The sequence below is a fragment of the Streptomyces sp. AMJ-169 genome, assembly GCF_055597585.1.
Genome location: NZ_JBVLTJ010000025.1, coordinates 32185 through 43599 on the forward strand (window position 1 = coordinate 32185; position 11415 = coordinate 43599).

At 72.8% G+C, this 11415-nt stretch carries 9 protein-coding genes and 1 tRNA gene; 3 read left to right on the top strand and 7 right to left on the bottom strand.

Annotation, left to right across the window (positions count from 1 at the left end; genetic code table 11):
- Positions 1–169: 169 nt before the first annotated feature.
- The 3 genes from ACYUD3_RS36940 to ACYUD3_RS36950 all read right to left on the bottom strand — a co-directional run bounded on the left by ACYUD3_RS36940 (position 170) and on the right by ACYUD3_RS36950 (position 4472).
- A complete protein-coding gene (locus tag ACYUD3_RS36940) occupies positions 170–652 on the bottom strand; it encodes a single-stranded DNA-binding protein (RefSeq protein ID WP_470980354.1) in 483 nt (160 codons plus the stop codon).
- Positions 653–1019: 367 nt separating this feature from the next.
- On the bottom strand, positions 1020–2867 hold the full coding sequence (locus ACYUD3_RS36945; RefSeq protein WP_470980357.1) for a YfjP family GTPase: 1848 nt from the start codon (positions 2865–2867) through the stop codon (positions 1020–1022).
- 3 nt (positions 2868–2870) lie between these two features.
- The gene (locus ACYUD3_RS36950; RefSeq protein WP_470980359.1) at positions 2871–4472 is read right to left on the bottom strand and encodes a dynamin family protein; all 1602 of its coding nucleotides are present in this window, start codon (positions 4470–4472) and stop codon (positions 2871–2873) included.
- 319 nt (positions 4473–4791) lie between these two features.
- Here ACYUD3_RS36950 and ACYUD3_RS36955 point away from each other — a divergent pair.
- Positions 4792–4864 (top strand) — tRNA-Arg (locus ACYUD3_RS36955).
- Between the two features lie 229 nt (positions 4865–5093).
- Here ACYUD3_RS36955 and ACYUD3_RS36960 read toward each other — a convergent pair.
- The 3 genes from ACYUD3_RS36960 to ACYUD3_RS36970 form a co-directional block, all read right to left on the bottom strand.
- A complete protein-coding gene (locus tag ACYUD3_RS36960) occupies positions 5094–6407 on the bottom strand; it encodes an FAD/NAD(P)-binding protein (RefSeq protein WP_470980361.1) in 1314 nt (437 codons plus the stop codon).
- Between the two features lie 175 nt (positions 6408–6582).
- Positions 6583–7815 carry a beta-ketoacyl-[acyl-carrier-protein] synthase family protein gene (locus ACYUD3_RS36965; RefSeq protein WP_470980364.1) on the bottom strand — a complete coding sequence of 411 codons (1233 nt, stop codon included), beginning with the start codon at positions 7813–7815 and terminating at the stop codon, positions 6583–6585.
- Complete coding sequence (locus tag ACYUD3_RS36970; protein WP_470980366.1) at positions 7815–8039, bottom strand: acyl carrier protein; 225 nt, start codon at positions 8037–8039, stop codon at positions 7815–7817. Before ACYUD3_RS36970 ends, ACYUD3_RS36965 begins: the two co-directional genes overlap by 1 nt.
- 103 nt (positions 8040–8142) lie before the next feature.
- Here ACYUD3_RS36970 and ACYUD3_RS36975 point away from each other — a divergent pair, with 103 nt between their 5' ends.
- Both ACYUD3_RS36975 and ACYUD3_RS36980 read left to right on the top strand, forming a co-directional pair.
- Positions 8143–9063 carry an acyl-ACP desaturase gene (locus tag ACYUD3_RS36975; RefSeq protein ID WP_470980369.1) on the top strand — a complete coding sequence of 307 codons (921 nt, stop codon included), beginning with the start codon at positions 8143–8145 and terminating at the stop codon, positions 9061–9063.
- A complete protein-coding gene (locus ACYUD3_RS36980; RefSeq protein ID WP_470980372.1) occupies positions 9060–9854 on the top strand; it encodes an SGNH/GDSL hydrolase family protein in 795 nt (264 codons plus the stop codon). Before ACYUD3_RS36975 ends, ACYUD3_RS36980 begins: the two co-directional genes overlap by 4 nt.
- Here ACYUD3_RS36980 and ACYUD3_RS36985 read toward each other — a convergent pair.
- Positions 9793–11121: an L-lactate MFS transporter gene (locus ACYUD3_RS36985; RefSeq protein ID WP_470980375.1), complete on the bottom strand. Its 1329-nt coding sequence runs from the start codon at positions 11119–11121 to the stop codon at positions 9793–9795. The two genes, ACYUD3_RS36980 and ACYUD3_RS36985, sit on opposite strands and share 62 nt — an antisense overlap.
- Between the last annotated feature and the right edge of the window lie 294 nt (positions 11122–11415).

An 11415-nucleotide genomic window follows, 5' to 3' on the forward strand; every position in this document is an offset into this window, starting at 1 on the left:
ACCCCGTTTCCCAAGCTGATCGCCGGATAAACCGATCCGACTCGGAATCGTTATCCCCAAGATCACTCCGGTACGGGGAGGGGGTGGGACTTATCGACAAATCCCCAGCGCGATAAGGCTGTTGCCCGCCGATAAGCCCCAACCGCCCCGTACCGGGCGGGATCTGACATCACGTCACGGAGAGAACCTCACGGGAGCCGGCTGGAACTCCGGGCGGACCGGAAACCCCGGGCGGCGAGGTCTCCCAAGAGGGCTCCCCCTTGTCAGCCCCCGCAGCCGCAACCGCCGCCGCAGCACCGGCCCCCCGAACGAACGCGGACGTCCCCCGGGCGAGGTCGTGCCCGACCGACACCGCGTCGATGTCAGCGGACACCCAGTTCTGCCCGTCCCGCGACTCCGTCCGCACCTTCAGCCGCCCCTGCACGATGACCGGATCCCCCACGGAGACGGAAGCGGCCACATTCACGGCGAGCTGCCGATTGGCCCACACGGTGAAGAAGTTGGTGTGCCCGTCGACCCACTCCCCCCGCTCCCGATCGAGATACCGAGCGGTGGCCGCGACCCGGAACCGCACGGAAGGCCCACCTTGCACCTCCCGGTAAACGGGCTGCGTAGCCACATTCCCCACCGCGCACACAACCATCTCGTTCATGACAACTCTCCCTCCCGCCCGAACCCACCGGGCACATCCACGGGCCCTTCCCGCCCCACCACACTCCCGCACCCCACAACCCCCCGCGCCGCCCTGTGGACAACCTCCACCTTGTGGAAAACCCCACCACCCGATCGAGGGAAGGCGTAGAGAAAGGCCAACGAATCAGATGAGCTGAGCATTCTCAGCCCGTCCGGCGCTCGAGGACAAGGCCCGTCCAGGGCCGACACCCCACCCACCCCCGACGCCCGCCAACTCCAGCCCGTCCGGCGCTTGAGGACAAGGCCCGTTCAGGGCCGAAGCGGGGGCACGGGGGCGGCAGCCCCCGGAAAGGACGGGACGGGTAGGGGCGGCGGGGGCGAAAACCCTACCGACCCCCCACCCCCATAACCCGCGCATACTGCTCCCGAACCTCCCGATACCGCAGCAACTCCGCCGCCACAGGATCCAGCACCCGCCCCCTCCCACAAGCAGCCGCGGCCTCCCGCAACCGCCGCTCAGCCTCCAGCCCATACCTCCGGGCCGGCCCCTTGGCAGCCATCCGGCACCCCCACTCCACCAACGGCCCCCCGGCGATCCCGGTGACCATCAGCAGCACGGGAACCCCGAGATTGGGCGCCACCACCCCACAGATCTGAGCGATCAGCCAGATCCCCCCGAGGATCTGAAGCAACGTCATGGCGGCTTGCGCGAGCACGGCCAGAGGCCACCACCCGGGCCGGGGAGGCCGCCCAGGAGGCAACCCCGCGCGCGCGGCAACGTCGTCAAGAGCCTCGGGCAACCCCTGAGCCCCCCGCACGGCGGCCTCCCGCACGGCCTGCCCCCAGGGCGCGGGAAGCCCGGCGGACGCCCGGTCGCACACGGTCCGCACGGCCTGCTCCACCCGCTGCCGTGCGGTGGCCTCCTCGTCCATCTGCGCCCGCACGGGCAGCCGCCCGGTGACGGAGTCCCCCCGGTCGTGGTACCAGCGCCACAGCCGCAGCCAGGGCGTCCCGCAGGCCCGCCCGGCCCCCCGCATCCAGGCCCGCTCGGCGGCCTCCCCGGCGGCGGTGGCCCCCACGGCATCGGCGAGCCGCGCGGCGAACTCGTCGCGTGCCTCCTCGGTGAGCCCGGCCCGCCGCGCGTTGGCGTAGACGGGCCGCAGCCGTACGGCGGCGGCGTCGACGTCGGCGGCGATCCGCCGCGCGGGCGCCCCCCGCTCCCCCACGAACTGCCCGAGCAGCTCCCGCAGTTCCCCGACCCCGTCCCCGGTGAGCGCGGACAGCCCGAGGACGGTCGCCCCGGGTTCGCCGTACTCCCCGAGGGCGATCCCGTCGTCGTCCAGGAGGCGCCGCAGATCATCGAGGACGAGGTCGGCGGCCTCCCCGGGCAGCCGGTCGACCTGGTTGAGGACGACGAACATGACCTCGGCGTGCCCGGCGAGGGGCCGCAGATAGCGCTCGTGGAGGACGGCGTCGGCGTACTTCTCGGGATCGACGACCCAGATGACGGCGTCGACCAGGGCGAGGATGCGGTCGACCTGCTCGCGGTGCTGGACGGCGGCGGAGTCGTGGTCGGGGAGGTCGATCAGGACGAGTCCGCGCAGCTGGGCCTCGGCCTCGGCGCTCTGCACGGGCCGCCGGCGCAGCCGCCCGGGGATGCCGAGCCGGTCGATGAGGCTCGCGGCGCCGTCGCTCCAGCTGCACGCGATGGGCGCGGAGGTGGTGGGCCTGCGTACGCCGGTCTCGGAGATGGTGACCCCGGCGAGGGCGTTGAACAGCTGGGACTTGCCGCTGCCGGTGGCCCCGGCGATGGCGACGACGGTGTGCTGCCCGGACAGGCGGCGGCGCGCGGCGGCCTCGTCGAGGACCCGGCCGGCTTCGGCGAGGGTCTTGTTGTCGAGCCGCGCGCGGGAGAGTCCGACGAGTTCGCGCAGGGCGTCGAGGCGGGAGCGCAGGGGGCCGTCGTAGGCGAGGGGCGCGGAGGGCGGGGCGCTGGTGCCGCGGGTCTCGACGGGGGTGGCGGCCTCGGTGTCGCCGACCCGCCGGGCGATCAGCCCGTCGCCCCAGGGGCTGTCGCCCGCGCGCGCGGGGTCGTCGTCGAAAGGCGTGTCCTTAGGGAGTGCGCTTACGTTGTCGCCCTCCTTAAGGGTGTTCGCGTCGGCCATAGGGCCTTCGTCCAGGGGCCCTTCGTGCAGCGGCCCGTCGTGTTCCTGGTGGTCCGTGACGGCGGTCACCCGTCACCTCTCCTTCTGAAGTACGGACAGCGCGGCGATCAGCTCGGCCTGCGGCTCGACATGGACGTCGAGTCCGTCGAGCGGGGCGAGGCGGCGCTCGCGTTCGGCGGTCATGACCCGGTCGAGGTGGTCGGCGAGGAGCCGTCCGCCCCGGTCGCGCAGCCGCAACGCGCCGTGGGCGCCGAGGCGTTCGGCGAGGCCCTCGCCGGCGGAGCGGGCGCGCCGGCCGCCCAGGAGGGCGGTGGCGACGAGGGCGGCGACGGCCTCGGGGTCGGGCACGGAGCCGCGTTCGAGGTCGCGGACCTCGTCCTCGGCGTACTCGACGAGCTCGCGCCGCCAGCGTCGTACGGCCATCCCGATGCGGTGTTCGGCGCTTTCGAGTTCGGGGTCGCGGGCGGTGAGGGTGCCGGCGGCGGGTTCGCGGCGCCAGGTGTCGTCGACGCGTTCGTCGGCGGCGGTGACGGAGCACAGCAGGAGGGCCGCGAGGGACTCCACGAGGGCGTCCAGGAGCTCTCCGGCGGTGCAGTCGAGGGGGAAGGCCCGCCAGCGCTTCAGGGCGTCTCCTGCGAGGGCCGCGCCGCTTTGGAGGCGCCCGCGTACGCGCGCGTACTCGCTGTCGTAGGCGTTGTCGACGGCGGCGGTGAGCCGGAGGGCGGCGGCGTACTGGGCGGCGGCGGCGCCGGCGAGTTCGGGCATACGGGTCTTGAGGGAGTTCAGGACGCCGTGCGCGGTGCGGGCCATGGCCTGGTGGCGGGCGCAGGGTTCCTGGGCGTGGTGGACGAGCCAGGTGCGCAGCGGCGCGACGGCGGTGGCGGGCAGCAGCCCGCCACCCCAGGCGGACTCGGGGAGTTCGGGGACGGTGAAGCGGGGTACGTCGCCGAGGCCGGCTTTCGCGAGGAGGGCGCCGTACTGCCGGGAGACCTCGGAGACGACCTGGTGGGGGACGCGGTCGAGGACGGTCACCAGGGTGGCGTCGTACTCCTTGGCGGTGCGCAGGAGGTGCCAGGGGACGGCGTCGGCGTAGCGGGCCGCGGTGGTGACCATGATCCAGACGTCGGCGGCGCAGATGAGGGCGGCGGCCAGGGAGCGGTTGTCGGCGACGAGGGAGTCGATGTCGGGGGCGTCGAGGAGGGCGAGTCCTGCCGGGAGGGTGTCGGCGGTCTCGACGCGCAGTACCCGGCGGCCGTCCTCGCCGGGCAGGAGGAGTTCGTCGGAGGGTTCCTGATGGGGTACCCACACGCGCGTGAGGTCGGGCAGGACGCGCATCCCGCTGAACCAGTGGTGGTCCTCGGGATGGCAGACCAGCACGGGCGTGCGCGTGGTGGGCCGCAGTACCCCGGCCTCGCTGACCCTTCTGCCGACCAGGGAGTTGACGAGGGTCGACTTGCCGGCGCCGGTGGAGCCGCCGACGACGGCCAGGAGGGGTGCTTCGGGGGTGCGCAGCCGGGGCATCAGGTAGTCGTCGAGCTGGGCGAGCAGTTCGTCGCGGTTGGCACGCGCGCGTGGCGCCCCCGCCAGGGGCAGCGGGAAGCGTGCGGCGGCGACACGGTCGCGCAGGGCGGAGAGTGCGTCGAGCAGCTGAGGCCGTACGTCCAAGGTCACCACATGCGAAGAATGCCCAATTTTAGGGGATTTATGAAGCATATAGGCACGTCTGCGTGCCGACAGGACACAAGGGACGGAAGGGATGACCGGGACAAGGGCATAGGCCAGGCATAACGAGTGCACAACACCCGTGGCCCCAGACGCCAAAAGCGGTGCACGATTCGTACCTGCCTGCGATTATCAGGACCGCTTCACCGAACCTCCACATCGAGCCACGGAGGCGAAGCACGCGGGACAAGGAACCGGGAGCTCTATCCTTGTCCCCGGCAGCGTCCCACCCCGCCCCCTCCGGGCCCCACGGACGCGGCCACCCCATCCGGCCCCCGTAGCTCAGTGGATAGAGCAGGTGCCTTCTAAGCACTTGGCCGCAGGTTCGAGTCCTGCCGGGGGCGCCCCACAGAAGGATGGCGGCGTCGAATTCGCCGCCATCCTGTTCTTCTCATTCCCACGCTCCGCACAAGGCGCCGAACTGCCCGACAGCCCCGGCGAGATCTCCCCCATGTCGGCGATGTCCTCATCAGAACCGCCCGGCAGATGGCCAGTTCTGGTCTGTGGCCATAGCGGATCTCCGGCCGGGCTGTCCTGAACGGGACTTCGCAGCCGCCCCACAGCGCCCCGGCCTCACCCCGCACCCCCGCCGGCGATCTGACGGACAACCTCACAAGCCTGCCGCACAGCGGTACGCAGAAAGTTCGGGAAAGGCGCGCAAGGCCAGGACGCCGGCCCGACAGCCCAGATCCGCTCCGGCGGACCACCCGGGGTCAGCCGCACCCGCAACCGGGGATCAACCCACTCCAGCGGCCGAGCCCCCACCGCACAACGCCCGAGAAACACCTCCCGATCGCTGTGCCACAGCCAAGGACGGCCGAACCCGGTCGCGGTGACCACCAGGTCAAAGGCGCCGCGACCGACCACCCCCATGTCCCGGACGGCGATCTGCCCGGCGTCGATACGCTCCAGCAACCGCCGCGCCGTCGGCAGCGCGACGGAAGTGACGTACCGCCAGCCGAACTCCCCGCCCTCGGCGACCCGCAGCCGACGCGCCCCCGCCAGATCCAGAACACCGACGACACAGTCCTGCCACGGACACGCGTCAGCAGCGGCGAGCGCGATCTCCTCGCGCAACCGCCCGACCGCATCACCGTCACGGCACAACTGCGCCCGCAGCGGCGGAAACCCCTTGGCCCGGCAGTCCGCGTCCACCAGGGCGTACAGATCGGCCGGGACCCCGGCCGCGCGGACCGCGCCGGCACTCACGGGGTACGGCAGCGTCCGGGTGCGCACGGCGGGGAACCGGCCGGTGCGCGAGGCCATCACGACCTGACCGCCGGCCGCGCACAGCACCAGCGCGGCATCGATCGCGGACTGCCCCTGCCCCACGACCAAAGCGGTCCGCGGCGCCCGCCGGACCAGCGCGGTGGAGGGGAAGGGGGCCACCCCGCCCAGACCCCGGGGAGGACGGACCGGCCCCACGCCGACGGCCAGCACCACATGGGTGGCGTACTCGCACCGCCCGTCCGCCAGCCGCACCTCGTACACCCCCTCCCCGAGCACCCGCACCGACCGGCAGAACCCCGTCAGCCACCGCACCTCCACCCCGCGCCGCGCCGCCCGCTCACCCGCCGCCCGCGCCCGGTCCGCCCGATAGCGGCCGACCACCTGCCGGACCACCGTGTCCTGGGGAGCACACCCCGCGAACCCGGCGAAGTCACCGGGCAGTGCAGGGAACAGGGAGTTGATCCCCGCCGAGGTGTTCGCCACCAGCAGGGGGCTCGGATCGTCGAACACCGCCGGATACCCCGCCTCGGCCGGATCGACCACGGTCACCACCGCCCCCGCCGCGCCCCGCTCCACCAGCTGGACCAGCACGGCCGTACCCGTCGCCCGCCCGCCCACGATCACCACACGGACCGCGGCCCGCCGCACACCACCCATGCCCCGCCCCGTGCCGAACGCCCGTGAACGCCATGACCGCGTCCATTGCACAGGCGCCAGGGCCCGCCGGCACAGAGCGCCCGGAAGGGAGAGCCGCCACGGCCGCACGCCCGCGGACCGCATACGACCCCCCACCGCGCCGCGCGCGCCCCGCGCTCCGGCGGACACCCCTCACTCACACGGCGAACACCACCACCGCATTCTGCCCCCCGAACCCGAATGAATTACTCAGAGCCACCCGCATCCGCACCCGGCGGGAAACTTTAGCGACCACATCCAGCTCGATCCCCGCATCAAGAGATTCGAGATTCGCGGTGGGCGGAATCAATTGATGCTGAAGAGAAAGGACCTTACAGACGGCCTCGACGGCACCCGCCGCTCCCAGGGAATGCCCGAGCACTCCTTTGACGGACGTGACAGGCGGAGGTGAACCGAACACCGACCGAAGGGCATGGCACTCGGCGGCGTCATTCAGCACGGTGGATGTCCCGTGCGCATTGACATGACCGACTTCCCAGGCCCCCACCCCCGCATCCCGCAAAGCGGCCCGAATCGCCCGCCCCGCGCCCCCGCCCTCAGGATCGGGCGCGGTGGCGTGGTGGGCGTCGCAGGAGCTGCCGAACCCCGCCAGCCGCGCCCGCGGAAACGCCCCCCGCGCAGCCGCGTGCGCGGCCCGCTCGAGGATCAGGACGCCGGCCCCCTCGGACAGCACGAAACCGTCCCGGTCCCGGTCGAAGGGCCGGGACGCCGAGGCGGGATCGCCCCCGCGCCCCGACAGGGTCCGCATCTGCCCGAACGTCACGGAGTAGACGGGCGCGTACGTCGACTCCGCCCCGCCCGCGACGACGACGTCGCACGCGCCCCCGCGCAGCAGATCCCGCGCGACCCCGAGCGCGCTCGTCCCCGACGCGCACGCGGTGGACACCGCGAGATTGGGCCCCTGCGCCCCGACGGCCAGCGCGATCTCGGCGGGCACCATGTTCGGCACGCTCCGCGGGATCATCAGCGGCGAGACCCGCCCCGGCCGCCCTTCGGCGACCCCCACGAACGCCTTGGTGTAGTGCTGGAGGCTGTTGCTGCCCACCCCCATGACGACCCCGACCCGCCCGGCGTCCCAGCCGCCGCGCCCGGCACCCGCCCCCAGCCCCGCGTCGGCCAGCGCCTCCCGCGCCGCCACCAACGCCATCTGCGTCCCCCGGTCCAGCCGCCGCGCGAGCCGGCCCCCCAGCAGCAGGTCGGCGTCGAACCCGGGCACCCGGCAGCTGAAATCGACGGCGAGCCCGGCGAAAACGGGATCGGTGGCCGCGACGGACACCCCGGAGACCACGGCCCGCCAGCTCTCCCCGACCCCCACCCCACCAGGCGTGACCAGCCCGATCCCGGTGACGACGACGTCGTCGGCCGCCATCAGCCGTCCCGCCCGAACGCCCCTGCGACGACCTCGCTCCCGCCGCCCCGCGCCGCGTCCAGCACCCGCGCCGCCTCCGCCAAGGTGCACTCCATCCCCAGCTCCCCCACGCTCGCCCCCACCTCGTCCTCGACCGCCACCGCCAGTTCGATCAACGCCAGCGAATCGAGGCCGAGTTCCTGAAAAGTCGCTTCCGGCCGCATCAGATCGTAACTGTCGGCCATTTCCACTCCTCACGATTGACATTGGAAAACAAAGCACATATCGATCCTTTTGCTGGCCTCGGCGCCCGATAAACCCCGCACCGGACCCACCGCAGAGGTAAGTGTGAAAATCGATCTGATTGCGGAACTCGAACCTGTGGTCGCCGAGAACTTGAACCGCCATCTGGCGACGGCGAAAGAATGGATGCCCCACAGATATGTCCCGTGGGACGAGGGCCGGGACTTCGAGAAATCCCCTTGGACGCCGGACCAGTCGGCCTTCACCCCGGCGATCCAGGCGGCGCTGGAGGTCAATTTGCTGACCGAGGACAATCTCCCCAGCTACCACCACGAGATCGCCGTCCGCTTCGGCCGCGACGGCGCGTGGGGCACCTGGGTGCACCAGTGGACGGCAGAGGAAGGCCGGCACGCGACGGCGATCCGCGACTACCTCCTCACCACCCGCGCGGTCGACCCGGACGAACTGGAACGCACCCGGATGCAGACGATGCGCCAGGGGTACGACGCCCAGGACCGCACCGTCGCCGACGCCTGCGCCTACGTCTCCTTCCAGGAACTGGCGACCCGTATCGCGCACCGCAACACCGGCCGGCTGAGCGGAGATCCGCGCGCCGACCGTCTCCTCGCCCGCGTCGCGGCGGACGAGAACCTGCACATGGTCTTCTACCGCAACCTGGTCACCGAGTCCCTGGCCATCGACCCCTCCGCGATGACCGAGGCGATCTGCCGCGAGGCCATGTCCTTCAGGATGCCCGGCGACGGCCTTCCCGGCTTCCGCCGCAAAGCCGCCGCCATCTCCCGCGCGGACATCTACAACCTCCGCATCCACCACGACGACGTCCCGCAACCCCTCCTGCGGCACTGGAGGATCTTCGACGTCCCCCGCCTCGCCCCCGCCGCCGACCAGGCCCGCGAAGCGCTCGCCGGCTTCCTCGCCCGCCTCTCCCGGGCCGCCGGCCGCCAGACCGACCGCCACCTCGAACTCGGGCAGCAGGCAGGCCGGCCCGTGGGACGGAGAAGATGACCGCCCGCCCGCCCAGGAGACTCCCCCTCAGACGCCGCCTCCTGCGCACGTACCTGGCCCTCCTCCTCACCCGCCCCATCCCCCTCACCCGCCCCCGGGCCACCCACTGCGAAGGCCGCTACCCGGCACCCGCCTCACCGCAGGACGCCCCCGCCCTCCGCCTGGCCCTCCTGGGCGACTCCCTGGCCCTCTCCGTCGGCGTCACCCGCCCCCAGGACACCGCGGGCGCCCGGATCGCCACGGCCCTCGCCGAGCACACCGGCCGCCCGGTCGACGTGGAGGTCCTCGCCCGCATCGGGACCACGGCCCCGTTCCTGGAACGCCAGACGGACCGGGCCCTGCACGGCCCGCCCGGCATCGCCGTCCTCAGCCTCGGCGCCAATGACGCCCTGGCCCCCGCCCGCCTGGCCCCCGCCGTGGGACACCTGGAACAGCAGACGGCCCGGCTGGTGCGGGCGGGCTGGACGGTGGTCGTGGGCTGCTGCCCCGAGCTCTCCGGCCTCCCCGCCCTGCGCCCCTGGTCCCGCCCGCTGGCTTCCCGCCGCGCCCACGCCCTGGCCCGCCGCCAGACCGCCGCGGTCCTGCGGACGGGCGCCCACGCGGTGAGCCTGATCGACCCTCAGTTCCGCGCTCCGGCCCCGGGCCTCCTGGCCGACGACGGCTTCCACCCCTCCGCCCGCGGCTACGCCATCCACCTGGAACGGGTGACAGCCACCGTCCTGACGGCCGTCACGCCCGCCCGTTCCCCGGAACCTTCACCACAGCGGTCAACCCCACCGCACCCAACGTAACCCCTCCGATCACCACGAACGCCACCCCATACCCCCTCCCCGCAAGATGAGCCGTGGCCAACGGCCCCACCACCCCCGCCACGCTCCAGGACACCAGCATCGGCCCATAGACAGCCCCGATATGGGCCACCCCGAAGAAGTCCCCGGCGGTGGCGGGCATGGTCCCGAACCCGCCTCCGTTGGCAAGGCTCACCGCGCACACGAGCACCGCGAAGACGACCGCCGAGTGCGCCCAGGGGAGGACGATGAGACAGACCCCTTGGATCAGCAGCAGCACGGCGAACGTCCGCATCCGCCCGGCCCGTTCGGAGACCGCGCCGGCGAGCGGGCGGCCGACGCCGTTGAAGACACCGGCGGCGGCCGTGAGGGCGGCGGCGGAGGAGGCGTCGTACCCGGCGACCGAATGGGCCGCGGGCGCGAGGACGCTGACGAGGCTGATGCCCGCCAGGGAGCTGGCGCACAGGATCGCCGCGAGGAGATACCACTCCCGGGTGCGCAGCGCCTCCCGCGCGGTGACCGAGCGCCCGGTGGGCCGTCCGGCCGCGGAGGACGCCACGAAGGACGCCGTGGCGGGCGGGTTGACGAACAGCCAGGCGGCCGGGAGGGTCATCGCCGCGCAGAGCAGACCCATGGGGAGGAACGCTTCGGTGGGGACGGCCGCGTGCCGGTGCACGAGCGCGGCCATGACGGGCGCGCTGAGCACCGGACCGAGCCCGAACCCGCCGACGCTGATCCCGGTGATCAGCCCCCGCTTGTCGGGGAACCAGCGCTGGAGCAGCGCGGTCGGGACGATGTAGCCGATCCCCAGGCCGAAGCCGGAGACGACGCCGTAGCACAGGACGAGGATCCACAGGTCGGCCGCGGTCGTGGCGAGCGAACAGGCGGCGATCCCGGCCGAGTAGACGACCGCCCCGGCCATCGCCGTGACCCGCGACCCGTGCCGCTCCTGGAGCCGCCCGCCGCACCAGGTCCCGAGGAAGACCATGCCCACGGCGACGCTGAACGGCAGTGTCGCCCGCGTCGCGTCGAAGGCGAACGCCGACCCGGGCTCGCGCAGGGCCCGCGCGAAGACGCTCCAGGAGTACACCGACCCCAGCGCCAGCTGGAAGACGACGGCGGCGACGGCGATCCACACCCGGCGCCGGCCGGCGGCGCGGCGGTGCCTCATCACGACCGGCGCCGCGGCGGCCACCGCACGGGCGGCGTCCGGTCGTACGTACGCCTCCGGCGAACGTCTCTCACGGCACGTCTCGGCTACGGAACCCACTGCGACCCCTCGGTGCTCTGGCCGTCCGCACGGCCGGGCCCGACAGGACCCGCACCGGCGAACGAACGTTTCAGCTCAGCTCTAGGGCGGCAGTCGACCACCGGCGGAAGGGCCGCCACACGCGGCGCACGGCGGGTTCACCCGTCGGGTAGCCATGCCGAAGCCATCCGGCAGGCACCCGTCTGAACAGGCATTTTGTCGTATCCGCCGGTCACGATTAATCGATTCGGCAGTTACGGGAAACCGGCCTCGAAAATCTGTTCACGAAGCCGGAACCTCGGACGGGGGCCGCGC